A 25,485-nucleotide genomic window follows, 5' to 3' on the forward strand; every position below is an offset into this window, starting at 1 on the left:
GGGGTGACAGCCGCGCCCGCAACCGGCCAGCGCGCCGCGCCCCACGGCTCCGCACGCACGGAATCCGGCCCCGGGCGCTTGGAGGAGCGCCCGGGGCCGGAATCTTCAGTCTATGCGGACCGCCCGGCTCACCCGTCCGTGGCGATGGCGTTCAGGACGTTCATCCGTCCCGCCCGGAACGCCGGGACGAGTGCCGCGAAGAGTCCGACGAAGGCCGAGGCGACGAACACCGTGATGATGGTCGGCCACGGGATCTCCAGGACGCCGAGACCCTCCAGGGCCAGCAGCTTCTGGGCGGAGGTGCCCCAGCCCATGCCCAGGCCGAGCCCGAGCAGGGCGCCGAACAGGGCGATGACGACCGACTCCAGCCGGATCATCCGGCGCAGCTGGCGGCGGGAGAGGCCGATGGCGCGCATCAGGCCGATCTCGCGGGTCCGCTCGACGACCGAGAGGGCCAGGGTGTTCACGACTCCGAGGACCGCGACGATGATCGCGAGAGCGAGCAGGCCGTAGACGATGTTCAGCAGCTGGCTGATCTGGTCCTTCAGGTCCTGCTTGAAGTCGGCCTGATTCTGCACCTTGTACTGCGGGTACTCGGCGAGCGAGCTCTTCAGGGCGGCGTAGGCCTCCTTCTCCTTGCCGTCCTGCGCCTTGGCGAACATGATCACGTTCTTGGGCATCTTGTCCGCGGGGATGTACCGCTGGGCGGTCGTGGTGTTCATGTACATCGCGCCCTGGTCCACGGTCGTGTCGTCCGAGGTGATCGCGGCGACCTTCAGCTTCGCCGTGTCGCCCGCCTTGAACGCGACGGTGATCGTGTCACCGACCTTGATCCCGTGTTCGGTGGCGTAGTCGTCGCCGACCGACATGGCGTTCTTCCCGTACGCCGCGGACAGGTCACCGGCGGTGGTCTCGCGGTGCAGGTCCTGCGGATACGTCGGGTCGGCGGCGGTGACGTCCTCGTCCGTCGTCGTTCCGTCCGGGTTGGTGAGCTTCGCGCCGATGGCCTTGTAGTTCGTGATGTGCTCGATGCCGGGCGCGGTCTCCAGCGCCTTCGCGGCCTGGGGCACGATCAGCTGGCCGGTCGACGACTGCACGATGAAGTCCGCGCCCACCGACCTGTCCAGCTCGTCGGTGGCCGAGGCGACCATGGAGGAGCCCACCACCGAGAGGCAGGCCACCAGGGCCAGGCCGATCATCAGGGCCGCACCGGTCGCACCGGTCCGGCGCGGGTTGCGCAGCGCGTTGCGCTCGGCCAGCCGGCCGACCGGGCCGAAGAGCCTGAGGACGACGACGCTGAGTGCCCGTACTACGATCCCGGCGAGCAGCGGGCCGATGACGATGAAGCCGATGAGGGTGAGGACCACGCCCAGGCCGAGGAAGGCCGAGCCGTCGCTCGCCTCGTCCGCCCGCGTCGTCGCCCACAGGGCCGCCGCTCCGGCGCCGGTGAGGACCAGGCCGATACCGGCCCGGATCCAGCCGGACTTGGCGTCGGCCGGTGTTCCGGCGTCGCGCAGCGCGGCCATCGGGGAGACCTTGCCGGCCCGCCGGGCCGGGATGTAGGCGGCGAGGACGGTCACGATGATGCCGAGCGCGAGGCCGGTCACTGGGGTCGTCCAGGCGACGGTGAGGTCGCCGGTGGACAGCTCCATGCCGATGGCGCCCATGAGCTTCATCAGCCCGACGGCCAGTCCGACGCCGGCGGCGACGCCGAGGATCGATCCGACGATGCCCAGGAGCACTGCTTCGAGCAGCACGGACCGGTTGACCTGCTTGCGGCTGGAGCCGATGGCCCGCATCAGGCCGATCTCGCGGGTCCGCTGGGCGACCAGCATCGAGAAGGTGTTGACGATCAGGAAGATGCCGACGAGGAAGGCGATCCCGGCGAAGCCGAGCATCGCGTACTTCATCACGTCGAGGAAGTCGCCCATGGAGTCCTTGTTGGACTCGGCGGCTTCCTTCTGCGTCTGCACCTTGTACGCGGCCGAGCCGTCCAGTGCGGCGGTGACGCTCTGCTTCACCTGCGTGTCACTGACGCCGGGTTCGGCGGTGATGGAGATCTGCGTGAAGACGTCGGGGCTGCCGAGGAGCTTCTGCTGGGCGGTGGCCGTGTCGAGGTAGACGATGGCCGCGCCCGGGTTGGTGACCTTGAAGGTGGCGATTCCGCTGATGCGCGCCCTGACGTCGCCGGTGACCGCGATGGTGCGCAGTTCGTCACCGATCTTCAGGTCGTGCTTGTCCGCCGTGTCGGCGTCGACCATGACCTCGGTCGGGCCGCGCGGGGCGTGGCCGGAGGTGATCTCCATGGAGCGCAGGTCGTTGGAGGTCCAGTTGCCGGCCAGTGTCGGGGCGCCCGTGTCGGAGCCCATGTTCTTGTTGTGGCTGTCGACGACCGTGACGGCCGAGCTGGAGATGGCGCCCTCGGCCTTCTTCACCCCGTCGGCCTTCTCGACCTGCGCGATGACGGAGGCGGGCAGCGACTGGGGCTTGCCGTTCTCCGGGGTGTCGTCGACCTTGGCCGTCTTCGGGCTGACGGTGACGTCGGCCGACGTGGCGGCGAAGAGCTTGTCGAACGTGGTGTTCATCGTGTCGGTGAAGACGAGCGTGCCGCACACGAACGCCACCGACAGCAGGACGGCGACGGCGGAGAGCGCCATGCGTCCCTTGTGCGCGAAGAAGTTGCGCATCGAGGTCTTCCAGACGGTCATGACGTCCGCCCGCGCGCGTCGAAGTCCTTCATGCGGTCCAGCACCTGGTCGGCGGTCGGGTTGAGCATCTCGTCGACGATGCGCCCGTCCGCGAGGTACAGCACACGGTCGGCGTAGGAGGCGGCGACCGGGTCGTGCGTGACCATGACGATGGTCTGCCCGAGCTCGTCGACGGACTTGCGCAGGAAGTTCAGCACTTCGGCGCCGGCCCGTGAGTCCAGGTTCCCGGTCGGCTCGTCGCCGAAGATGATCTCCGGCTGGGCGGCGAGCGCGCGGGCCACCGCGACGCGCTGCTGCTGGCCGCCGGAGAGCTCGGTCGGCCGGTGCTTGAGCCGCTCGGCGAGACCGACGGTCTCCACGACCTGGCGCAGCCAGGCGGCGTCGGGCTTACGGCCCGCGATGTCCATCGGCAGCGTGATGTTCTCCAGCGCGTTGAGCGTCGGCAGGAGGTTGAACGCCTGGAAGATGAAGCCGATGCGGTCGCGCCGCAGCTGGGTGAGCTTCTTGTCCTTGAGCCCGGTGATCTCGGTCTCGGCGAGGTGGATCTGCCCGGAGGTCACGGTGTCCAGACCGGCGAGGCAGTGCATCAGCGTCGACTTGCCGGAGCCGGACGGGCCCATGATGGCCGTGAACTGGCCGCGGGCGATGTCGACGTCGACGTGGTCGAGCGCGACGACCCGGGTCTCACCGACCCCGTAAGCCTTGACGACCTGCCGCGCTCGCGCAGCCACGGCCGTACGCCCTCCAGTGCCCCCGTGCCTGGGAATGGTTACAGCCGTTGTCACGGTTTTTCTCCTATGTCGGTCGGCGACAGCGCGTCGCTGTCTGCTGTGAAGTCTGGTCGTGGAAGGGGGTCCGGCGCGCTGGTGCCCAGCGCAGTCTTCGGGTGGGGTTTTCCCCACCACGCCCCCTGTGGTCTGCCGCAATCCCGGTGCATGACCACGCTACGGAGCGGAGGGCGCGGGGCACGTCCTCCGCCGGGAGGAACGGTCCCTGCCCAGATGTAAGGAGCTCCCCCTAGGGGTCTGGTCCCCCGGGTGGACACGTCTCTCAGGGACTGCGCCCATGGGTCCACACCGCTGGGTGGAGCGGCAGGGCCCTGCCGTACGGAAACGCCCTGCTGAGGGGCTTCAGCCGCGGCGGCCGGTGCCCGGGGTGGTCGCGATGCGGGACCTCGGGGCCAGCGCGGACAGGACGGCGTCCGTACCGGCGACCGCGGCGTCGACGGCCGCCGGGTCGGTGGCGTCGGCGACGGCCACTGTGAGTCCGGGGCGTTCGGGCAGGGAGCCGGGGCGGCGGGTCACGGCGACGACGTGAAGACGCCGTCGGCGCTGACCGGCGCGGTGCGGTAGTCCGTGACGACAGGGTGCTCGAAGAGACCCGAGGGCCGTACGAGCGTCCAGTCGAGGTCCGTTCCGCGGATCACGTCCTCCATCCGGCGCATGTCCGCGTGGAGGGTGCGGCCCAGGCGCCGGTTCACCAGCGGGTCGAGCACATGGTTGAAGAAGTGTGCGCCGGTCGGACGCCAGGCGGGGTCGGCGTTATTCATCAGCGTTGAGCCTGCGTTGCGTGGATCGGCACAGTCAAGGGCGTTCCGGCCACCACACGAAGGAATGACCGACACCATGCGTATCGCAGTCTTCGGCGCCAACGGACCGACCGGCCGCCATCTCACCCAACAGGCCCTCATCGCAGGCCACGAGGTCGTCGCCGTGACCCGCCGCCCCGGCTCCCTGCCCGAACGCCCCGGACTCACAGTGGCCGTCGCCGACGCCACCGACCCGGCGGCCGTCGACGCCGCGGTCGCCGGTACGGACGCCGTCCTGTCCGCGCTGGGCGCCCGCTTCAGCAAACGGGCCATCACGCTGTACTCGGCGAGCGCCGCGGCCCTCACCGATGCCATGGCCCGCCACGGGATCAAGCGGCTCCTCGCCATCAGCTCCAGCATCGCCGACCCCGCCTGGCGTCCGACCGGCGCACACTTCTTCAACCATGTGCTCGACCCGCTGGTGAACCGGCGCCTGGGCCGCACCCTCCACGCGGACATGCGCCGGATGGAGGACGTGATCCGCGGAACGGACCTCGACTGGACGCTCGTACGGCCCTCGGGTCTCTTCGAGCACCCTGTCGTCACGGACTACCGCACCGCGCCGGTCAGCGCCGACGGCGTCTTCACCGCCCGCGCCGACCTCGCCGCGAGCATGCTGCGCGAGCTGGAGGAGCGGCGCTACGTCCGTACGGCGATGGGCGTCATCACCACCGCGGTGAAGCCGAACATCGCCAGGATGATCTGGGACGAGGGCGTGAAGAAGAAGTGAGCCCGGCGCACGACGAACTCCCCGCCACAGCTCTGGAGTTCCTCGGTCTCCCCCTCACCGCCACGTTCACCACGCTGCGCCCGGACGGCACCCCGCACGTCACTCCGGTCCGCTTCACCTTCGACGCGTCCACCGGTCTGGCGCGGGTGACCACCAGGGCGCGCGCCCGCAAGGCCCGCAACGTGGCGGCGGGCGGCGCGGCGGCCCGGGTCGCGCTCTGCCAGGCGGACGGCTTCCGCTGGCTCACCCTGGAGGGCCGGGCCACGGTCGGCGACGACCCCGTGCGCCTGGCCGATGCGGTCGCCCGCTACACCGCCCGCTACCGGACGGCCCCGCCCGCCCCGCCGGACCTGGTCGTCGTCGAGATCGCCGTCGACCGGGTACTGAGCCTCGGCCTCCGGCCCGGTCTCCGGGGCCGCACCTGAGCGCTGCGGCTACTTGGGCAGCCTGGCCCAGAAGTGGTCGACGATCTCCTCTACGTAGCGCCGCCCGTCCTCACCGGAGGCCGTGCTGCCGCTGGCCCGGCTGAGGGTGGCCGCCATGAGGGCCTGGTACTCCTGGTACATGGAGTCCAGCGGCCCGTGCAGCTGTTTGCGCTCCACCGAGATGAGCTTGGCGATGGCGCGGACATGCGCCTGCCACCGGGTGCTGACCGCTTCGGTGAGCAGGCGGGCGAGTTCGTCCTCCAGCCCGGTGATCGCGATGTGGTCGCGCGGCGGGAGGCCGAGCAGGCTGCCGAGTTTCGCGGACTGCCTCTGGTCGCCGGTCCACCGGCCGGTCTCCTCCATGTGGACGTACGAGTCCAGGGACAGACCCGTGGCGCGGGCGACGTCCTCGGCCGGTATCCCGCGGGCGACGCGGTGCTCGCGCAGGGTCCGCGGGTGCCCCATGACCTCGCTGGGATGGCACCACAACGCGCCTGCGAGCGCGGCGAGTTCATGGGGATCGGGCAGGGCGGACCCGCGTTCCCACGCCGCGATGTGGTCGGCGGTGACGTGAGCCGTCCCGAAGGACGTCCTCATCGCGTACGCGACGTGGCCGTGAGCCATCCCGAGCTTTTCACGCAGGGCTCGGGCAGCACGCGCATTGAAGGGGGGTGGAGGGTGCACGCACAGAACGTATGGGCATCGTCACCGGAAAAGCCATGACCGCTGTCGCCTGAATCACGCTTTGACTCCATAGGTCTCCGGCGATTCCGTAGGAACCGACAGTCGGATTCGCGTCATCAACGGCGTTATGCGGCAAGGGACTTGAGGGTTCGGCGCCGGCACGTATGATCCGCTCGCAAGAAGCCGTATGTGTGTTCGCACAACTGCCTGTCACCCGTGCCGGGCAGGAGCGGCTCCTGCCCTTTCCCTTTCCCCCTGTCCGTTGCAGGCCCAGGAGACGTCCCCATGCAACCCAACAAGACCGCCCCGGCCGACATACCGGCGACCGGATCCGGTGGCAGCGCCCTCGACCGGTTCTTCCGCATCACCGAACGCGGATCGACCTACGGCCGGGAAGTTCGCGGTGGCTTCGCCACCTTCTTCACCATGGCGTACATCCTCGTGCTCAACCCGATCATCCTCGGTGGCGCGAAGGACAAGTTCGGCGACCAGCTGGACACCGTCCAGTTGGTGACCGCCACCGCGCTCGTCGCCGCGGTGATGACCCTCATCATGGGCGTCGGCGGCAATCTGCCGCTCGCCCTGGCCGCGGGTCTGGGCATCAACGCCGTTGTCGCGTACCAGGTCGCCCCGCTCATGGCCTGGGACGACGCGATGGGCCTCATCGTGCTCGAAGGCCTGCTGATCTGCGTGTTCGTGGCGACGGGCCTCCGCGAGGCGATCATGCACGCCATCCCGCAGGCCCTCAAACAGGCCATCAGCGTCGGCATCGGCCTGTTCATCGCCTTCATCGGCTTCGTCGACGCCGGCTTCGTCACCCGCATCCCGGACGCGGCGAACACCACCGTTCCCGTACAGCTCGGCAGCGGCACCCTCACGGGCTGGCCGATGCTGGTCTTCTGCCTCGGCGTGATCATGACGATCGTGCTCCTCGCCCGCAAGGTCAAGGGCGCCATTCTCATCAGCATCGTCGTGATGACCATCGTCTCCGTCGTCATCAACTCGCTCGCCGACGTGAAGTCCTGGGGCCTGACCGTCCCGTCGATGCCCGACAAGCCCTTCGCCGCACCGGACTTCGGGCTGCTCGGCCAGTTCGACCTGTTCGGCTCGTTCGGCCGGATCAGCGTCCTGACCGTGATCCTGCTCATCTTCACGCTCATCCTGTCGGACTTCTTCGACACGATGGGCACCGTCGTCGGCGTCACGGCCGAAGCCGGACTCCTCGACGAGAGAGGACAGGTGCCGGGCCTGGGCCGGGTCCTGCTCATCGACGGCGCGGCCGCGGTCGCCGGCGGTGCCGCATCCGCGTCGTCCGCCACCACCTACGTCGAGTCCGCCGCGGGTGTCGGCGAGGGCGCCCGTACCGGTTTCGCCAACCTCGTCACGGGCGGCATGTTCGCCCTGGCCCTCTTCTTCTCGCCCGTCCTGACCATCGTGCCCATGCAGGCCGCGTCACCCGCACTGGTCGCGGTCGGATTCCTGATGATGACCCAGGTCAAGCACATCGACTGGGACCGCTACGACCTCGCCATCCCGGCGTTCCTCACGATCACCGTCATGCCGTTCACCTACTCCATCACCAACGGCATCGGCGCCGGCTTCGTCAGCTACGTCATCATCAAGGCGTGTCTGGGCAAGGCCCGTGAGGTCCACTGGCTGCTCTGGGGCACCGCGGCGCTCTTCCTCGTCTACTTCGCGATCGACCCGCTGGAACAGATCCTCGATCTCAAGTAGCCCGCCAAAAACGCCGAGGCGGTCCTCCGGGTGCGCACCGCGCCACCCCGGGGGACCGCCTCGGCGGATCGGTGTCCGGGTCAGTTCTTGACCGCGGCCACCTCGGGCGACGCGGTCGCCTCACTCTTCTCGCCCGCGGCGGCGGACGCGCGCACGGCCGGAATGAACGTCGAGATCACCACGGCGACGAGGGCGACCCCGCAGCCGAACATCAGGCCGGTACGGAACCCGGCCTCGGAGGTGAACGTGTAGCCGGCCGTCTCCGTGGTCATCTGGCCGAGGACCGCACCGATCACGGCGGCACCGATCGAGGTGCCGAGCGCGCGCATCAGGGTGTTGAACGCGTTGGCGGCGGCCGTCTCGGACGCCGGGACCGCGCTCATGATCAGGGCGGGCATCGCGCCGTAGGCGAGGCCGACACCGCTGCTGCTGACCATGAGGAACAGCATCAGGCCCCAGGCGGAGCCCATCAGGACGATGCCCAGACCGTAGGCCGCCGCGATGACCAGCACCCCGCTGATCAGCGTGAACTTCGGACCGCGGGCGTCGGTGAGCTTTCCGCCCAGCGGGGAGACGACCATCATCATGATGCCGCCGGGGGCCATCCACAGACCCGCCTGGAGCATCGACTGGCCCAGACCGTAGCCGGTGGCCTCGGGGAACTGCAGCAGCTGCGGCGCGATCAGCATGCCGGCGTACATACCGAAGCCGACGAAGAGCGACGCGAGGTTGGTGATGAGCACCCGCGGGCGGGCCGTGGTGCGCAGGTCGACCAGCGGGTCCGTGGTGCGCAGCTCCCAGAAGCCCCAGGCGACGAGCACCACGACGGCCGCGGCGAACAGACCGACCGTCGTCGCGGAGCCCCAGCCCCACTCGGCGCCCTTCGAGACGGCGAGGAGCAGGCAGACCAGACCGACGGCCAGGCCGAGGGCGCCGGGCATGTCGAAGCGCTGTCCCTTGGCGGCGGCCGGGACGTCCGGGATCAGGAACCAGACCAGGGCGAAGATGGCAAGGGCCAGCACGGCGGAGCCCCAGAACAGCACCCGCCAGTTCGCGTACTGGGCGACCGCCGACGCGATCGGCAGGCCGAGGGCGCCGCCGATACCGAGCGAAGCACTCACCAGGGCGATGGAGGAGCTCAGCTTCTCCTTCGGCACCACGTCACGCAGCAGGGCGATGCCGAGCGGCACCATGCCCATGCCCATGCCCTGCAGCCCGCGCCCGACGATCATGGGGACGACGGTCGACGAGAGCGCACAGACCACCGAGCCTGCGAACAGCGGCACCGCGCACACCAGCAGCATCCGGCGCTTGCCCAGCAGGTCGCCCAGCCGTCCGGAGACCGGCACGCACACCGCGGAGACCAGCAGGGTGGCCGTGATCACCCAGGCGGCGTTGGAGGAGGTCGTGTCGAGGATCTTCGGCAGCTCCGCGATGAGCGGCGTGACCAGGGTCTGCATGACCGCCGCCACGGTGCCGGCGAAGGCGAGCGTGGCGATCACACCGCCTGATCTGGCGGTCGGCTGGGGGGCATCCATGAGGGAGGAACTCCTTGGGGGGTCGTGGTCCCGGCTACCGGGACAGCGACGTGCATCGTACATGCCTAATGTGTCATACACACTTCATGCCTCGTGCACATCGCATGAGAGCATGGAGCGTCGCCCAGAATCCGACGTGCGACCGATCACCCGGCGCAGAAGCAGCAGAAGCAGGAGGCCGCAGACATGCCGAGGCCCACAGAAGAGGTGGAGTACGAGCAGATGCTGCTCGGGCGTCACAGCCTCGCCGATCACCGGGGCGGACGGCACAAGAACGCCCTCCTGGACCGGAGCGCCTACACCCTGCTGAGCCGTCTGCGTGTCCAGGGCCCCATGTCCAACGGCGAACTGAGCGACGCCTTCGGCCTCGACGCCTCCACCCTCAACCGCCAGACGGCCGCCGTGACCCGCGCCGGACTCGCCGAGCGCATCGCCGACCCCGACGGCGGAATGGCCCGCAAGTTCCGCATCACCGCCAGGGGCGCGGAACTGCTCGACGCGGAACGCGAACGCGTCGTCCAGTCCCTGGACCAGGTCATGAAGGACTGGCCGGACGACGACATCGCGGCCTTCGCCGGCTACCTCAAGCGTTTCAACACCGGGATCGAGCAGATCTCCCATCGCCCCTGGCCACGCCCCTGACCCGGGCGCGGCTGCCCCGTCCCCGATCCTGCCGCCGGGTGTCGGGCGGGGGGCGTGGGGCGGCTCCCGTCAGTCGTCCGCCGGAGCCACCCGCCCGGTCAGCGCCGCCAGCGAGTTGCGTACGTGCGCCATGTGCGCTTGCACGTCCTCGCGTCCCTCCTCGTGCTCACGCAGGATCCGCTCCGTCTCCCGCACGATCCGCTCCTCATGGACCCGGGCCCCCGCGACCAGTTCGGCTCCCCGCGCCGCCGCGTCCTCCTGGCCGTGGCGCGCGGCCTCCTCCGCTTCGGCCAGCGCACGCCGTGCCGCGGCGAGACCGGCCTCCGCCCGCTCCGTCAGCTCCGCGTGCTCCGCCGACTGCGCCGCCGCGGCCGCTTCCAGCTCCTCGTCCAGAGCCTTCCGGCGCTCACCGTGCTCCTGCTCCTGATGGGCCAGCACACTGTCCGTACGGCTCACGGTCGCCGCCATCGCGGCCTCCGCCTCCTCGCGGACCCGCGCCGCCTCCAGCCGGGCCGCGGCCAGTTCCTCACCAGCGGCGGTCTCGGCAGCGGACAGCACCTGCTCCGCGTGGGCCGTCGCCGCCGCACGCATCGCCTCCGCGTCGGCCCTCGCCGACTCGCGCAGGGTCCGCGCCGCCGCGTCCACCTCGTCGCGCAGCGCCTGGGCCTCCTCCGCGGCGGCGGTCCGGAGCGTCTCCGCCTCGCCCTCGGCCAGCGCCAGGATCCGCTGCGCCCGCTCCCCCAACGACGCGTAGTCCTGCGGTGCCAGCGCGGCGACGGCCTCGTCCAGCCGCGCCGACTCGGCCACCAGCCGCTCCGCCAGCGCCGTCAGCCGCGCCACCTGATCCCGCGCCCCGTCCCGTTCCGCCGACAGCGCGGCCACGGTCCGGTCCACCTGCTCCGGGCGGTAACCACGGCCGCGTACGCCGACGAAGCCGTGCGCGGACACCGGTGCAGAACTCATCCTTGACGCCTCTTTCCGACTCTCCGACCACTGAGCAATACGTCAAGGATGCGGCAATTGGCCAAGAAGTCGGAATCGATTCGATGCTTTCAGGACGGAAGCGACAGGCATCACAGCCCACGGAACAGACATGGCGCCCCTCCCCCGAAGGGAAGAGGCGCCACACCCCGCGCCACCGCGACGGCCGGGCCGTCAGATCAGCCCGTCCCACATCTGCTCCAGCAGGACCGACCACCAGCTCTCCGGCGACGCCAGGGCCGCCGGGTCGACCGCCACCAGCTGCGCCTGGAAGTCGACCGTCCAGCGGCCCGCCTGCTCGGGGTTCAGCCCGTACCGCAGCCGCCACATCCGGCCGAGCAACGCCATGGAACGCGTGAACTCCGGGAGCCCGGTGTTCACGAACTGCGGCGCCACCGACTGCCCGCCGGGGCCCGCCTCCACCGGCACGGCCACGATGTTCGCCGTCCCGTACTGCACACAGATCGCCCGGCCGAAGTCCGAGCCCATCACCAGGTACGACCCCGCGTCGGGAGCCGCCTGCACCTGCCGCTGCGCCGCCAGCTCCGCCAGCGTCGGCACCACCGGCTGCCCCGGCTGCGCCCAGAAGAACGGCCCGAAGTCGGCGGGCAGCCCCGCCCACACCAGGGTCCGCGCCACGATCTCCGGCACACCCTGCCGGGACACCGCGCGCTGGTCGAAGCGCAGCAGCCCCTGCGGACCGAAGGTCTGCAGCATCTCCTCCGCGATCGCCTCCGGCGGCACCTGCACCGGCGGCGGCGCCTGCGGCAGCGGCGCCCGCACCGGCGCCGGCCGCGCCGGACCGTCCGCGACCTGGTGCAGCTCGCCCTGATGGGTCAGCAGATGCTGCATGCCCTGCTGCCGGCTCGCGTGGTCCGTCCCGTACGGGGCGACGCTGGTGATCCGCACCTGCGGCCATGTCTCACGGATCATCCGGGCGCAGTAACCACCCGGCAGCTCGCACGACTCCAGCTCGGTGTGCAGCTCGATGACCTGCTGCGGCGGCACGTTCATCGCCCGCAGCTCGTGCAGCATCTGCCACTCGGGGTGCGGAGTGCCCGGCGCCGAACGACGGATCAGCTGCTGCTCGCTGCCGTCCGGCCCGCGGTACCGCAGCACGGCCTGGTAGCCGGGTCCGACGGTCGGCTGCCCCGCCGGCGCCTGCGGATACCCGTACGCGGGAGGCGGTACGGGGCCGGGGGCGCCGCCCAGCGACCCGCCCTGGCCCATCGGCGCGCCGGGCGGACCCGGCGGACCGGGCGGACCGGGCGGCTGCGGAGCCGACGGCCCGACCGGGCCCGGACCCGCGAGCATCGTCGCCGCATGGTGGACGTTGCTTCCGGCGGGCGGCGGCGTCGCACCGGGCGGCGCGGGCGGCTGCGGAGCCCCGGGGGCCCCTGGAGCGCCGGGCGGCTGCGGAGCGCCGGGCGCACCGGGCGGACCCGGCGGCCGCGGCGCGGACGGACCGGCCGCGTTCGGGTCGGCGAACATCGTGGCCGCGTGGTGGACGTTGCTCCCGCCGGGGGGCGGCGTCGCGCCGGGCGGCGCGGGCGGCTGCGGAGCCCCGGGCGGACCGGGCGGCTGCGGCGCGCCGGGCGGGCCCAGCTGCGACACGAGCTGCGTCGGCACGTACCCGCCCGCCGGAGCACCCGGCGTACCGGGTCCCGAAGGAGGCGGCAGCGGCGCGCCGGGCCGGGCGCCCGGCGTACCGGGGGCGCCGGGCGGCGGCGGGGTCGTCGAACCACCGCCACGCGCACCGCGCGGCGGCACGACCGCCTTGCTGGTCGCCTCGTCGGAAATGTCACCGGAACCGGAACCCGGCCCGGGGCGGGGTCCCGGAGCGGCCGGGCGGTTCGGTGCCGGAGCGCTCGGCGCGGGGCCGCCCGGCACGGGAGCCGGCGGAGCACCGGGGCCGGCCTGCGGCGGCAGGCCCGGCGCGATGGCCGTAGGCGGCAACTGACTGCCGCCCGACATCAGCGCCGTCGGAGCGTCGGCGGACACCACCCGGGGCGGTGCGCCCTCGTCGTCGGCGCCCGAGAGCGGCGGCGCGAACACGGTGGCCGGCAGGCCCACCTCGCCCTCGTCGGACCCGGCGTTGGTGTCGGTCCCGGCCCACGGGGTGGCCCCGACGGGCGGCTGCGGCGCGGACGCCTGGACGCCCGGGGAAGCCGTTGGCTCGTACGGGACCGGCTGCGGGGACGGGGAAGGGGCCGCGGGCGCGGGCGGGGGTGTCTGCCCCGCCGCTTCGGCCCGCCGGTCCGGGATACCCAGCTTGTCGGCCGCGTCCTGGAGCCACTCCGGCGGGCTCAACAGGAACGACGTCTGGTTCAGATCGATACGCTGCGGCGGCTCGGGGGCCGCGGGCGCACCGGCCGTCGACCCGTACTCCTCCTCGTACCGCCGGATCACCTCACCCACCGGCAGCCCCGGCCACAACGTCGCCTCGCCGCTGTCCCGGGCGATCACCAGCCGCTGCCGTCCGCCGTCCGACACCGGGCCCTCGGCACGGTCCTCGGCCCACACGACGAAGCCCAGCTCGAACTCACGGACCCGCACCTCCCGGTGCTGGTACGCCGGAACGTCACCGTTGACCCACTCGTCCGCGCGCTCCTGCGCCTGCGCAAAGGTCACCATCGCGCTCACCCCTCCACCGGGACAGCACGCGCGAAGCCGCCGTCCACCATCAGGTTCGCCACCGTCTCCAGCTCCGGCGGATTGCCCGCGAGCCGCTGGAGGAACGCGTCGAAATCGGCGCCGCACGGCAGCAGCAGCCGGTCCACCCGCTCCTGCACGCTCCAGCCGTCCCGGTCACGGGCGTCGTCGTACGCGCAGAACCAGACCGAACCGACGCCGTCCCCGCGGACCTTGACCGCGAGAATGCCGCCCTGGACGAAAGCGACGCCCAGATAGTCCTTGGTCAGATGGTCCCGCAGGCACTTGTTCACATAGACCAGGTCGTTCACGCCGGCTTCCTCGCGCACCGTGAAGAACGGCTGGTCGACCAGCAGGCCGAGCTCCGCGTCGAGCGCCGCACCGGCCGGAGCCGAACCGCCCGCCGCCTTCAGGAACGAGCGGTACGCACCGGGCAGCCGGTAGCCGAGGTCCTCCTCGACGCCCTGGATCTGCTGCTCGCTGACCGCCACGGCACCCTTCGGCAACCGGAAGTGCGCCGGCCGGGTCTCCTGCAGCGGACGCGTACCCCGCTTGTTCTGGTCCACGGCGGTCGTCGCCAGTCCACCGTGGTGCCGGAGCAACGCCTTCACCTCGACCGGGACCAGCTCCATCCGCCGGCCGCCCGGCACGTGGTGCCAGGTCCAGCCGTGCGGGGTGGCCACCGCGGGAATCGTGTCCCAGAGATCGTGGCCGCTCGCCGCCAGCGCCGCGTTCGCCGACACGTAGTCCGTGAGCCGCAGCTCGTCCACGCCGAACCCCTGCGGAGGCTCGGCGATCTCGGCGGCCGCGCGCGCGTAGGGCGCGAAGTCCGGGCAGCCGTTCCCGTCCATACGCACACCTCTGGGGTGGCGGGACGCCCGGACCGGGTCCGGGAAGTGCACGAGCTGCCCGGCGTAGGCCGCGTTCGGTGGCGCGGCTTGCTGACCGAGCCGACCTGTCGTCATGGCGGTTGCCCCCTGCTGCGTCTGGCTGATGAGGACCGACCTGCCCATGGGGGCGGTCCAGGCACAGCCTATGCGGTGAGCCCGGGACAGGCCCCGCCCCTGTGTCCCACGGCCACTTCCGTCACCAACCGTCACAACGGGGTGACGGACGAGCGACGATCGGGCCACTGAAGCGCGACACGCAGACACGTTTCATCGACCCCGCTTTCACAGGACCCGACACATTTGGCAGGCTGTCACCCGCATACACGGGGGCGTGCACATTCGGCAGCAGCCGCTGCGGGCACGGGAGGGACACAGCACCATGCACACCGCACACTCTGCACAGACCGTCACCACCGGGGACCCCCGACTCAGCTGGAGCAGCAACGAGACCGGCCACACCCCGCGCCTGATCCACCGCCGCGACGGCATCCTGCCCGCGGTGGCCGCAGCGCTGTCCGTACGCGGGGAAACGCTCACCTGCACCGCCGGCAAGGGCGACCAGCCGCCCGTGCTGCACCACCTCGTCCAGGACTTCCTGGACACCCTCCCCAGCGGGCAGCGCGAACGCTTCACCGGCCGCTGCCCCGAAGCCATACTGCTCTCCCGGCATCTCACCGCCGCCGAGTCCGGCCGTTCCAAGCGGGCCCAGCGCAAGCCCCTCACCAACGGCGAGGCCCGCCGCGCCCTCAAGCACGCCCGGCTCACCGCACGCCGGATCCGCGAGGACGGCGACCCGCTCCACGGCAGCTACGCGGCACCCTGCCGCTCCTGCTCCGTGATGCTCGCCCACTTCGGCGTACGTCCCGTCGACCTCACCACGACCGGAGCGGCGACGACCGCCGAGAAGGGCTGACAGCGCCCCCATGCAGGACCGAACCGACCTTCCCGACCTGCCGGCGCAGTCCGGGCCGGCGAACCACGACCGTCACGGCTCCACCCGCTTCCCCGTCGCCGTCGACGCCGCGCTGCGCGCCGCCGGCTGGGAACCCGGACGCTGGGACATCCGGCAGGCCGAGGAGTGGGCCGACGCCCTGCGCTCCCACGCCTCGCCCGCCGGGCACCAGCACGCCGTCTTCCCCGCCGCGGTGGAGGCGTGGGCCGAATTCGGCGGGCTCGTCGTCGCCGCCACCGCACCCGGGCGGCAGATCGCGCCGCCGTCCGTACGGATCGACCCGTTGCGCGGACTCCATCTGGCCCGGACGCTGGGAGACCTCGGCCGCGCCCTGGAGACCGAGGTCGCGCCGCTGGGCGAGGAGGGGGACGCGCAGGCCGTTCTCGCGATCGACGCGGAGGGGCGGATCTACAGCATCGACCACACCGGCGACTGGTACCTGGGGCCCGACATCGACAGCGCCCTGGCCGCACTCGTCGCCGGCATCCAGCCGGAGCGCCTGGTCTCCGGCTGAGAGCCCGGCCGGACGACAGGGTTCTGGACGCGCCGGGGCCCGATGCGGACGACAGGGTTCTGGATGCCCCGGAGCCTGATCCGGACAACGCGGTCCACGCCGCGCCGGGGCCCGATCCGGCCGAAGGGTCCTACGCCGCGTCGACGTCCGGCAGGACGGCCGAGACCCGGAAACCGCCCGCGTCCGTCGGCCCGGACACGAAGACGCCTCCCAGCCCGAGCACCCGCTCCCGCATGCCGACGAGCCCGTTGCCTCCGCTGGGCAGTCCCGCGTCCGCCGTCGCCGCGTCCGAGGGACCGTTCTCCACCTGCATGGCGACCTCGGCGTCCCGGTGGGCCAGGCGCACCCAGGTCTTCGCGCCCGCCGCGTGCTTGTGCACGTTCGTCAGGGCCTCCTGCACCACCCGGTACGCCGTCTGTTCGACCTCGGGCGCGTACGGACGCGCGTCGCCCTCCACCGAGAGCTCCACCGTCATCCCCGCCGCCCGTGACTCCCCCACCAGGGTCTCCACCTCTCCCAGCCGCGGCCCGTCCTCCGTCGCAGCCGGGACCGCACGTCCCACGGACGCCAGCGGGACCTTCGTCACCCGCGCCACCATCGGCTCCCCGGTCCGCAGCACCCCGAGCATCTCGCGTAGCTCCGTCAGCGCCTGCCGCCCCATGTCACCCACCAGCGCCGCGTTCCGCACCGCCTTCGCCGGGTCCTTGGGCGCCACCGCCTGCAGGGCCGCCGCATGGACCACCATCAGGCTCACCCGGTGCGCCACCACGTCGTGCATCTCCCGGGCGATCCGGTTCCGCTCCTCCGTGCGCGCCCACTCCGCCCGTTCCTCCGCCCGGTCCGCGAGCAGCGACAGCTCCCGTTCCAGCGAGTCCGCCCGCTCGCGCAGGCTCTCCATCAGCCGGCGCCGCGCCCCTATGTAGAGGCCGAACAGGACCGGCGGCGCGGTCAGGCCGACCGCCATGAAGAGGGACAGCATCGGCACGTACCAGTCGCCGGGGCCGAAGTCCGCGTCGGCGTCGACGCCCTGCCGCAGCCGTACATAGGTGACGATGAACGTCCCCACCAGCTGCATGCTCATCAGCACCGCGGTGATCCGGCGCGGCACTTCGGACGCGGCCAGCGTGTACAGGCCGACCAGGCCCATCAGGAAGCCCATCTCGGCCGGTGTCGTCGCGATCGACACGAGCACCACGGCGATCGGCCACTTGCGGCGTACCAGCAGCACGGATCCCGCGATCAGTCCGAACACCACTCCCAGCGGCACCGGCAGTCCGGTGTCCCCCGCGAACGCCACCCCTTCCAGCGCACATTCCAGCGCCGAAACCAGCGCCAGCCCCCCGTCCAGTGCGACACTCCGTCGCCGTTCCCACCACCAGTAGCCGCGGGTGGTCGATCCCGCCGCCTCCCGGTCTGCCCCCGTTGCGGTCATGGCATCCAGCGTACGGGCGGGCGCACCTCATTTTCGGGTGACCTGCGCAGCACGTCGGGGCGTCGAACGGATTCGAATGGGCGGAGGTTCGCGTGAACGAGCGCGCGGACCTATACCGTCGCGTCGAGGCCCGCTGGTACGGCATAGTGTTGGGTGCCAATCCGGCGGCCTGACGCAATGTCTGGTTAGTTCGCCTGTATTCCCCCATGGTGTAATTGGCAGCACAGTAGCTTTTGGTGCTATTTGTCCGGGTTCGAGTCCTGGTGGGGGAGCATCTGCCCGCGGGCCCCGACCGAAGCGGTCGGGGCCCGCGCCCATGTCCGCCCCCAAGCCCCCCGGTATCCTGCGGATGTCCGTCACCCGAAGCCGAAGGGCCTATCCGTGAGCTCCGTACGCCCGGCAGCCGTCGTCGTCCTCGCAGCGGGTGAGGGCACCCGCATGAAGTCGAAGACCCCCAAGGTCCTGCACGAGATCTCCGGGCGTTCGCTCGTCGGTCATGTCGTCGCCGCCTCCCGCGAGCTGGACCCGCAGCACCTCGTCGTGGTCGTCGGCCACGCGAGCGAGCAGGTCACCGCCCACCTCACCGCCGCGGACGCCCAGGTGCGCACCGCCTACCAGGCCGAGCAGAAAGGCACCGGGAACGCGGTGCGCGTCGGGCTCGACGAGCTGGGCGGGACCGTCGACGGCACCGTGATCGTCGTCTGCGGCGACACCCCGCTGCTGTCCGGCGAGACGCTCGCCGCGCTCGCCGCCACCCACACCGCCGACGCCAACGCCGTCACCGTGCTCAGCGCCGAGGTCCCCGACTCCACCGGCTACGGCCGGATCGTGCGCGACGCGGCGACCGGCGCGGTCACCGAGATCGTCGAGCACAAGGACGCCACCGACGCCCAGCGGGCGATCCGGGAGATCAACTCCGGGGTGTTCGCCTTCGACGGGCAGCTGCTCACGGACGCGCTCGGCAAGGTCCGCACGGACAACAGCCAGGGCGAGGAGTACCTCACCGACGTGCTGTCCATCCTGCGTGAGGCCGGGCACCGGGTCGGCGCCTCGGTGGCCGGCGACCACCGGGAGATCCTCGGGATCAACAACCGGGTGCAGCTCGCGGAGGCCCGCCGGCTGCTGAACCAGCGGCTGCTGGAGCGGGCGATGACCGCGGGCGTCACGGTGGTGGATCCGGCGTCGACGCTGATCGACGCGACCGTGACGTACGAGCGGGACGCGATCGTGCACCCCGGTACGCAGCTGCTCGGTGCCACGCATCTCGCGGAGGACGCCGAGGTCGGCCCGAACTCGCGGCTGAAGGACACCGTCGTCGGCGCGGGCGCGCGGGTGGACAACACGGTCGCGGACGGGGCCGAGGTCGGCGCCGGTGCGACGGTCGGCCCGTACGCGTACCTGCGGCCGGGCACGCGGATGGGGTCGAAGTCCAAGGCCGGTACGTACGTGGAGCTCAAGAACGCCACGCTCGGCGAGGGGACGAAGGTCCCGCACCTGTCGTACGTGGGCGACGCGACGATCGGCGAGTACACGAACATCGGCGCCGCGAGCGTCTTCGTGAACTACGACGGCGTGAACAAGCACCACACGACGATCGGGTCACACTGCCGGACCGGGTCGGACAATATGTTTGTGGCGCCTGTCACGGTCGGGGACGGCGTCTACACCGCGGCCGGCTCGGTCATCACCAAGGACGTGCCCTCCGGCTCACTGGCCGTGGCCCGTGGCCAGCAAAGGAATATCGAGGGTTGGGTGGCCCGTAAGCGTCCGGGCAGCGCGGCCGCGCAGGCGGCCCAGGCCGCGGCGGAGGACGCCGGCAGCGAAAGCTGACCGGAAACAGGTGCGCCGCGCACGGCGTACCGTGATAGATGCTCACCCCATTTCGGCTGGCTCGTTGCACATCGGGACATCTGCGTGCAGCGCCAGATACACGTCTGAGGAGACTGTGCTGTGACCGGGATCAAGACGACCGGCGAGAAGAAACTGATGTTCTTCTCCGGCCGCGCCCACCCCGAGCTGGCCGAGGAGGTTGCGCACCAACTCGGTGTGGGCCTCGTGCCGACGAAGGCCTTCGATTTCGCCAACGGTGAGATCTACGTCCGCTTCCAGGAGTCCGCCCGCGGCGCCGACTGCTTCCTGATCCAGAGCCACACGGCTCCGATCAACAAGTGGATCATGGAGCAGCTGATCATGCTGGACGCGCTGAAGCGCGCCTCGGCCCGCTCCATCACGGTCATCGTGCCGTTCTACGGCTACGCCCGTCAGGACAAGAAGCACCGCGGCCGCGAGCCGATCTCGGCCCGCCTGATCGCGGACCTGATGAAGACGGCGGGCGCGGACCGCATACTGACCGTCGATCTGCACACGGACCAGATCCAGGGCTTCTTCGACGGCCCGGTCGACCACCTCTTCGCGCTGCCGATCCTGGCCGACTACGTCGGTGCCAAGGTCGACCGCTCGAAGCTGACGATCGTCTCGCCGGACGCCGGCCGGGTCCGTGTCGCCGACCGCTGGTGCGACCGTCTGGACGCCCCGCTGGCCATCGTGCACAAGCGCCGCGACAAGGACGTGCCCAACCAGGTCAGCGTCCACGAGGTCGTGGGCAACGTGAAGGGCCGGGTCTGTGTCCTGGTCGACGACATGATCGACACGGGCGGCACGATCTGCGCCGCCGCCGACGCCCTGTTCGCGCACGGTGCCGAGGACGTCATAGTGACGGCGACGCACGGTGTGCTCTCGGGTCCGGCCGCCGACCGGCTGAAGAACTCGAAGGTCAGCGAGTTCGTCTTCACGGACAGCCTGCCGACCCCGGGCGAGCTGGAGCTCGACAAGATCACGGTCCTCTCCATCGCGCCGACGATCGCGCGCGCGGTCCGTGAGGTCTTCGAGGACGGTTCGGTCACCAGCCTCTTCGAGGAGCAGTAGGCGCGCAGGCGTCACAGAAGATCCACTTTGGGCGCGGCCTCCCCGCCGGGTAGACTCAGCGAGTTGCTCGGCGAGGGAGGCCGTACTCATAGGTACGGCGGTCCGTTATCGACGCGCTCTTCGTAGCAGGCCTGTCGTGGGCCGGGTGACCATCCGTAGCTTTGTCACCTTACGAGGAGTGCAGTCATGGCCGAGATCAAGCTCAACGCCGCGGTCCGTTCGGAGTTCGGCAAGGGCGCCGCCCGCCGTACCCGTCGCGCCAACCTGGTGCCCGCGGTCGTCTACGGCCACGGCGCCGACGCGGTCCACATCACGCTTCCGGCCCACGAGCTGCACCTCGCGCTCCGTACGGCCAACGTCCTCATCGGTCTCGAGATCGACGGCAAGGACGCCCTGGTCATCCCGAAGGCCGTGCAGCGCAACGCCCTCAAGGGCAACATCGAGCACGTCGACCTGCTGACCGTGAAGCGCGGCGAAAAGGTCGAGGTCGAGATCGCGGTGCACGTCGAGGGCGAGCTGGCCCCGGGCGGCAACCTGCTCGAGTACGTGCAGAACACCCTGCTCGTCGAAGCCGAGGCCACCCACATCCCCGAGTCCGTCACGGTCTCCATCGCGGGCCTGGACGCCGGTGACTCGATCCTCGCCAAGGACGTCCCGCTGCCCCAGGGTTCCGTGCTGGCCGGCGACGAGGACGCCGTCGTGCTCCAGGTCGTCGCCGCGCAGGCCGAGGAGCCGGCCGCCGAGGGCACCGAGGCCGCGACCACCGAGGCCTGAGCCTCACCTGCTTGACTGACGGGGCGGCGGTCTCCCTCCGGGGGATCCGCCGCCCCGTTTCCCTGTTCCCGCCGCCACCCGCCCGTACGCGAGGAGACCCAGCGCGATGTCCGACGCCAATGACCCCTGGCTGATCGTGGGACTGGGCAATCCCGGTCCCGAGTACGCGGCGAACCGGCACAACGTCGGCTTCATGGTCGCCGACCTGCTCGCGGAGCGCATCGGCGGCAAGTTCAAGCGCGCCCCCAAGGCCCAGGCGCAGGTACTGGAGGGCCGGATCGGCCCGCCCGGACCGCTGAGCCGCCGGGTGGTCGTGGCCAAGCCGATGTCGTACATGAACCTGTCGGGCGGCCCGGTCACGGCGCTGCGCGACTTCTACAAGGTGCCGCTCGACCATGTCGTGGCGGTCCACGACGAGCTGGACATCGACTACGGGACGCTGCGGCTGAAACTGGGCGGCGGCGACAACGGGCACAACGGCCTGAAGTCGATGACGAAGTCGATGGGCCCCGGCTATCACCGGATCCGGTTCGGGATCGGGCGTCCGCCGGGCCGGATGCAGGTCGCGGACTTCGTGCTGAAGGACTTCTCGTCCACGGAGCGCAAGGAGCTCGCGTTCCAGGTGGACCGGGCGGCGGACTCGGTGGAGTGCCTGCTGGCGGAGGGACTGGAGCGCGCGCAGAGCGCGTACAACTCCTGAGCGGCGCGGGTGGACGGGCGGAAATTCCGACATACCCACCGGTAAGTGGGCTGTTTTCGGCCACAGCTTGACCGACCGCAGGGCCCTGGCCAAGGATCGGCCCCCATGAAGCGCAGCTCCTCCCACCGTGCCCTGCAGTACGGCCGCAGCGCGGCGCTCGGCTGTGTCGTCCTGCTGCTGCTCGTCGCGGGCGTGCTCTCCTCGTGGGACTCGGCCCATCACATCGTGCTGGCGAAGGGCCGCGAACACGGGACGATGACGGTCACGGGGTGCGGCAGCGAGGTCTGCACGGGCCCCTACACGCCGACCGACGGCGGGGCGGCGCGCTCCCGGGTATCGGTCGAGAAGTCCGTGGCGGCGAAGAAGGGTGACCGTTTCCCCGTCGTCGTGAAGCCCGACACCTTCGAGGTCGTACGCACCGGGACACCGGGTTTCCTGCATGCGTGGATGCCGCTGGGCGGGGCGCTGGTGCTGGCCGGCCTGGTGATCGGCGGCGGTCTGCGACTGCCCCGGGTGGGCTGGGGCACCGGGATCGCGGGCGGGGTCCTGCTCGTGGCGACGTTCATCGCCCTGTGAGAGGACCCCGCCCGCGACCGCGTTCTTCGCCGGCCGGCGGGTGTTGATCAGCCGGTGTTGCGCAGCCCGGCCGCGACACCGTTGACGGTGAGCAGCAGGGCGCGGGCGAGCAGCGGGTCGGCTTCCTCGCCGCGTGCCGCGGCCTCGCGCTGGCGGGCCAGCAGGGACACCTGGAGGTAGGAGATCGGGTCCAGGTAGGCGTCGCGGATGGCGAAGGTCTGCTGGAGCACCGGGCTGGTGCCGAGCAGTTCGGTGTTGCCCGTGATCTTGAGGACTTCCTTCACCGTCAGCGCGTGCTCGGCCTCGATGGCGTCGAAGACGTGCTTGAGCTCGTCGGGGACGAGCGTGTCGACGTAGTGCCGGGCGATGCGCAGATCGGTCTTGGCCAGGGTCATCTCGACGTTCGAGAGGAAGTTCTGGAAGAAGTGCCACTGCTCGTGCATCTCGTCCAGGACGGTGTCCAGACCGGCCTCGCGCAGTGCCTTGAGGCCGGAGCCGACGCCGTACCAGCCGGGCACGATCTGCCGCGACTGGGTCCAGCCGAAGACCCACGGGATGGCGCGCAGGCCGTCGAGCGAGACGCCCGAGCCGGGCCGGCGGGAGGGCCGCGAGCCCAGGTGCAGGTCGGCGAGCTGGTCCACCGGGGTGGAGGCGAGGAAGTACGTCGGCAGGTCGGGGTCCTCGACCAGCTTGCGGTACGCGGCGTGGGCGGCGTCCGAGACGGTGTCCATGGCCGCGTCCCAGCGGGCCAGGGCCTCGTCGGACTGGCGGGGCGCGGTGTGCAGCGCGGAGGCCTGGAGGGTGGCCGCGACGGTCAGCTCCAGGTTCTCGCGGGCGAGCGCCGGGATGAGGTACTTGTCGGAGATGACCTCGCCCTGCTCGGTCACCTTGATCTCGCCCTCCAGCGTGCCCCAGGGCTGCGCGAGGATCGCGTCGTGCGAGGGGCCGCCGCCGCGGCCGACGGTGCCGCCCCGGCCGTGGAAGAGGCGCAGGCGCACGCCGTAGCGGTGGGCGACGTCGCGGAGGCGGCGCTGGGCGCGGTGGATCTCCCACTGGGACGTGGTGATGCCGCCGAACTTGGAGGAGTCGGAGTACCCGAGCATGACCTCCTGGACGTCGCCGCGGAGCGAGACGAGACGGCGGTAGGACGGGTCGGCGAGCATCTCGTCGAGGATGACGTCGGCGGCCTTGAGCTCGTCGGTGGTCTCCAGGAGCGGCACGATGCCGATCTTGGCCCAGCCGCCGTGCAGGTCGAGGAGTCCGGCCTCACGGGCGAGGACGGCCGCGGCGAAGACGTCGTCGGCGCCCTGGCACATCGAGATGATGTAGGACTCGATGACCTCGGGGCCGAAGCGCTCGAAGGCCTGGCTGATGGTGTGGAAGACGCCGAGGGTCTTCTCGCCCGCGGCGTCCAGCGGGGCCGGGGTCGGGGCGAGCGGGCGGCGGGAGCGGAGCTCCTTGGCGAGGAGCTTCTGCCGGTAGTCGCGCGGCATGTCGGCGTAGCGCCAGGACTCCTCGCCGAGGCGGTCGAAGAGCTGGCCGAGCGCGTGGTGGTGGGCGTCGGCGTGTTCGCGCACGTCCATGGTGGCGAGCTGGAGGCCGAACGCGGAGAGTGTGCGGATGGTGCGGTCCATCCGGCCGTCGGCGACGATGCCGCCCTTGTGCTCGCGCAGCGAGGTCTGGATGAGGGCCAGGTCGGCGATGAGCTCGGCGGTGCCGAGGTAGTCGCAGCCGGGGCGGTGCGGGGTGCCGGAGGCGAGGCGCTCGCGGGTGTTGACGAGCTTCTGCCGGATGCAGGTGGCCTTGAGCCGGTAGGGCTCCTCCGCGTTCAGCCGCTTGTAGCGCGGGCTGATCTCGGGAAGCGCCTCCAGGTCGGCCTGGAGGGAGGCGAGGAGCTCGTCGGTGGCTCCGGTGTAGCGGATGGAGTTGGAGAGCAGTCCGCGCAGCTGGTCGACGAGTTCGAGGGCGTCGGTGATGCCGTGCTCGTGCTGGAGGATCAGCACCTCCCAGGTGACGGTGGGCGTCACGTTGGGGTTGCCGTCGCGGTCGCCGCCGATCCAGGTGCCGAAGGTGAGGGGGCGGGTGCCGGCGGGCAGTTCGACGCCGACGCGCGCCAGTTCGGCGGCCAGGTCCTCCAGGACGTCGCCCACGGCGTTGGCGTGGAGCTCGTCGAGGTAGTAGATGGCGTTGCGGGCCTCGTCGGCGGGCTCCGGGCGGACCACGCGCAGCTCGTCGGTCTGCCAGATGAGGTCGATGTTCTCGGCGAGCCGGATGTCCTGGCGGCGCCGGTCGGCCTCGATGACCGGGGTCTCCAGGAGTGCGGCGATGCGGCGGAGCTTGTTCAGCACGGAGCGCCGGGCGGCCTCGGTCGGGTGCGCGGTGAAGACCGGCCGGACGTTGAGGTTCTTGACGGTCTCGCGCAGGTGCTCGGGGTCCGCGTCCTTGAGCCGGTCGGCGGTGCGGGCCAGGAGACCGCCCTCGGCGGAGCGCCGGTCGCGCATCTCGTGGGCGCGGTGGACCTGCTCGGTGACGTTCGCGAGGTGGAAGTAGGTGGAGAAGGCGCGCACGAGCTGTGCGGCGGTCTCCAGGTCCGTGTCGCCGAGAAGCTCGGCCGCGGCCTCGCCGTCGGTGCGGGTCAGGGCGCGGACGCGCTCGACGAGGTCGAGGAGCTCCTGCCCCTCCTGGCGTACGAGGGTCTCGCCCAGCAGGTCGCCGAGGCGGCGGATGTCGGCGCGCAGCTCGGGGCTGGCGGCAGGGGTCTGGTCGGCACTGCTCACAGTGTGCGGCTCCTTGCAGTGGTTGAGCACGGGATCCGGAGGCCCGCGGCCGGCGCGGTGCCGACGCGACCCCCCGGGTGGCAGGGTGCGGACCGCGCTGTCCGACCTCTCCAGGATAGGTGTCCGTGCTGTCGGCGCTGTTCGCGCCCCGAGGCGTGCCCGCTGTTCATGGCGGGTACGCGCGGGGTGCGTTCTCCGTCCCCTACCCCGTAGGGCGCCGGTCCGTGCCCGGTCCGTCGGCCTCTCGTGTGGCGGGCCTTCGC

The 25,485-nt window shown here is 71.3% G+C and carries 22 protein-coding genes and 1 tRNA gene; 12 read left to right on the forward strand and 11 right to left on the reverse strand.

Annotated features, from left to right (window positions below; genetic code table 11):
• Positions 1-128: 128 nt before the first annotated feature.
• The 4 genes from EAO72_RS22310 to EAO72_RS22325 form a co-directional block, all read right to left on the reverse strand.
• Positions 129-2,708, reverse strand: a complete 2,580-nt coding sequence (locus EAO72_RS22310; RefSeq protein WP_148019057.1) for an ABC transporter permease — start codon at positions 2,706-2,708, stop codon at positions 129-131.
• Entirely contained in the window at positions 2,705-3,493 is a 789-nt protein-coding gene (locus tag EAO72_RS22315) for an ABC transporter ATP-binding protein (RefSeq protein WP_148019058.1), read from the reverse strand. Before EAO72_RS22315 ends, EAO72_RS22310 begins: the two co-directional genes overlap by 4 nt.
• A gap of 345 nt (positions 3,494-3,838) precedes the next feature.
• Positions 3,839-4,012 carry an NAD(P)H-binding protein gene (locus tag EAO72_RS42545; RefSeq protein WP_222724117.1) on the reverse strand — a complete coding sequence of 58 codons (174 nt, stop codon included), beginning with the start codon at positions 4,010-4,012 and terminating at the stop codon, positions 3,839-3,841.
• Entirely contained in the window at positions 4,009-4,257 is a 249-nt protein-coding gene (locus EAO72_RS22325) for an NAD(P)H-binding protein (RefSeq protein ID WP_222724118.1), read from the reverse strand. Before EAO72_RS22325 ends, EAO72_RS42545 begins: the two co-directional genes overlap by 4 nt.
• A 76-nt stretch (positions 4,258-4,333) precedes the next feature.
• Here EAO72_RS22325 and EAO72_RS22330 point away from each other — a divergent pair, with 76 nt between their 5' ends.
• Positions 4,334-5,026 (forward strand): NAD(P)-dependent oxidoreductase, encoded by a 693-nt coding sequence (locus tag EAO72_RS22330; protein ID WP_148019060.1) that lies wholly within the window; start codon positions 4,334-4,336, stop codon positions 5,024-5,026.
• Positions 5,023-5,451 (forward strand): pyridoxamine 5'-phosphate oxidase family protein, encoded by a 429-nt coding sequence (locus tag EAO72_RS22335; protein WP_148019061.1) that lies wholly within the window; start codon positions 5,023-5,025, stop codon positions 5,449-5,451. The genes EAO72_RS22330 and EAO72_RS22335 overlap by 4 nt, the downstream gene beginning before the upstream one ends.
• Before the next feature lie 9 nt (positions 5,452-5,460).
• Here EAO72_RS22335 and EAO72_RS22340 read toward each other — a convergent pair whose 3' ends face one another.
• A complete protein-coding gene (locus EAO72_RS22340) occupies positions 5,461-6,075 on the reverse strand; it encodes a helix-turn-helix domain-containing protein (RefSeq protein ID WP_148019062.1) in 615 nt (204 codons plus the stop codon).
• Between the two features lie 345 nt (positions 6,076-6,420).
• On the opposite strand from EAO72_RS22340, the gene EAO72_RS22345 reads away from it, so the two are divergent.
• Positions 6,421-7,869 carry an NCS2 family permease gene (locus EAO72_RS22345; RefSeq protein WP_148019063.1) on the forward strand — a complete coding sequence of 483 codons (1,449 nt, stop codon included), beginning with the start codon at positions 6,421-6,423 and terminating at the stop codon, positions 7,867-7,869.
• Positions 7,870-7,949: 80 nt separating this feature from the next.
• Here the strand turns inward: EAO72_RS22345 and EAO72_RS22350 are convergent, their stop codons facing one another.
• Positions 7,950-9,407 (reverse strand): MFS transporter, encoded by a 1,458-nt coding sequence (locus EAO72_RS22350; RefSeq protein ID WP_148019064.1) that lies wholly within the window; start codon positions 9,405-9,407, stop codon positions 7,950-7,952.
• 186 nt (positions 9,408-9,593) lie between these two features.
• Between EAO72_RS22350 and EAO72_RS22355 the strand changes: the two genes are divergently transcribed.
• A complete protein-coding gene (locus EAO72_RS22355) occupies positions 9,594-10,049 on the forward strand; it encodes a MarR family winged helix-turn-helix transcriptional regulator (protein ID WP_148019065.1) in 456 nt (151 codons plus the stop codon).
• 69 nt (positions 10,050-10,118) lie between these two features.
• Here the strand turns inward: EAO72_RS22355 and EAO72_RS22360 are convergent, their stop codons facing one another.
• From EAO72_RS22360 to EAO72_RS22370, 3 genes are all read right to left on the reverse strand, one after another.
• On the reverse strand, positions 10,119-11,012 hold the full coding sequence (locus tag EAO72_RS22360; RefSeq protein WP_187285175.1) for a cellulose-binding protein: 894 nt from the start codon (positions 11,010-11,012) through the stop codon (positions 10,119-10,121).
• A 192-nt stretch (positions 11,013-11,204) separates the two neighbouring features.
• Entirely contained in the window at positions 11,205-13,664 is a 2,460-nt protein-coding gene (locus tag EAO72_RS22365) for an SUKH-4 family immunity protein (RefSeq protein WP_148019066.1), read from the reverse strand.
• A gap of 5 nt (positions 13,665-13,669) precedes the next feature.
• On the reverse strand, positions 13,670-14,647 hold the full coding sequence (locus EAO72_RS22370; RefSeq protein WP_148019067.1) for an SMI1/KNR4 family protein: 978 nt from the start codon (positions 14,645-14,647) through the stop codon (positions 13,670-13,672).
• Positions 14,648-14,951: 304 nt separating this feature from the next.
• Between EAO72_RS22370 and EAO72_RS22375 the strand changes: the two genes are divergently transcribed.
• Positions 14,952-15,485 carry a YwqJ-related putative deaminase gene (locus EAO72_RS22375; protein ID WP_148019068.1) on the forward strand — a complete coding sequence of 178 codons (534 nt, stop codon included), beginning with the start codon at positions 14,952-14,954 and terminating at the stop codon, positions 15,483-15,485.
• 10 nt (positions 15,486-15,495) lie between these two features.
• Entirely contained in the window at positions 15,496-16,038 is a 543-nt protein-coding gene (locus EAO72_RS22380; protein WP_148019069.1) for an SUKH-3 domain-containing protein, read from the forward strand.
• A 130-nt stretch (positions 16,039-16,168) separates the two neighbouring features.
• On the opposite strand, the gene EAO72_RS22385 is transcribed toward EAO72_RS22380, so the two are convergent.
• Positions 16,169-17,470 (reverse strand): sensor histidine kinase, encoded by a 1,302-nt coding sequence (locus tag EAO72_RS22385; RefSeq protein ID WP_148019070.1) that lies wholly within the window; start codon positions 17,468-17,470, stop codon positions 16,169-16,171.
• Between the two features lie 200 nt (positions 17,471-17,670).
• Here EAO72_RS22385 and EAO72_RS22390 point away from each other — a divergent pair.
• From EAO72_RS22390 to EAO72_RS22415, 6 genes are all read left to right on the forward strand, one after another.
• Positions 17,671-17,742: transfer RNA gene (locus EAO72_RS22390), tRNA-Gln, on the forward strand.
• Between the two features lie 109 nt (positions 17,743-17,851).
• A complete protein-coding gene (gene glmU / locus EAO72_RS22395) occupies positions 17,852-19,300 on the forward strand; it encodes a bifunctional UDP-N-acetylglucosamine diphosphorylase/glucosamine-1-phosphate N-acetyltransferase GlmU (protein WP_148019071.1) in 1,449 nt (482 codons plus the stop codon).
• A gap of 120 nt (positions 19,301-19,420) precedes the next feature.
• Entirely contained in the window at positions 19,421-20,395 is a 975-nt protein-coding gene (locus EAO72_RS22400; RefSeq protein WP_148019072.1) for a ribose-phosphate diphosphokinase, read from the forward strand.
• 186 nt (positions 20,396-20,581) lie between these two features.
• Entirely contained in the window at positions 20,582-21,169 is a 588-nt protein-coding gene (locus EAO72_RS22405; RefSeq protein ID WP_148019073.1) for a 50S ribosomal protein L25/general stress protein Ctc, read from the forward strand.
• A 106-nt stretch (positions 21,170-21,275) separates the two neighbouring features.
• Positions 21,276-21,869 carry an aminoacyl-tRNA hydrolase gene (gene pth / locus EAO72_RS22410; RefSeq protein ID WP_148019074.1) on the forward strand — a complete coding sequence of 198 codons (594 nt, stop codon included), beginning with the start codon at positions 21,276-21,278 and terminating at the stop codon, positions 21,867-21,869.
• 105 nt (positions 21,870-21,974) lie between these two features.
• Positions 21,975-22,445 carry a hypothetical protein gene (locus tag EAO72_RS22415; RefSeq protein WP_148019075.1) on the forward strand — a complete coding sequence of 157 codons (471 nt, stop codon included), beginning with the start codon at positions 21,975-21,977 and terminating at the stop codon, positions 22,443-22,445.
• A gap of 47 nt (positions 22,446-22,492) precedes the next feature.
• Here the strand turns inward: EAO72_RS22415 and ppc are convergent, their stop codons facing one another.
• On the reverse strand, positions 22,493-25,222 hold the full coding sequence (gene ppc / locus EAO72_RS22420) for a phosphoenolpyruvate carboxylase (RefSeq protein WP_148019076.1): 2,730 nt from the start codon (positions 25,220-25,222) through the stop codon (positions 22,493-22,495).
• Positions 25,223-25,485: the final 263 nt, after the last annotated feature.

Source organism: Streptomyces sp. OR43, assembly GCF_008042275.1.
In the GTDB taxonomy this organism is placed as follows: domain Bacteria; phylum Actinomycetota; class Actinomycetes; order Streptomycetales; family Streptomycetaceae; genus Streptomyces.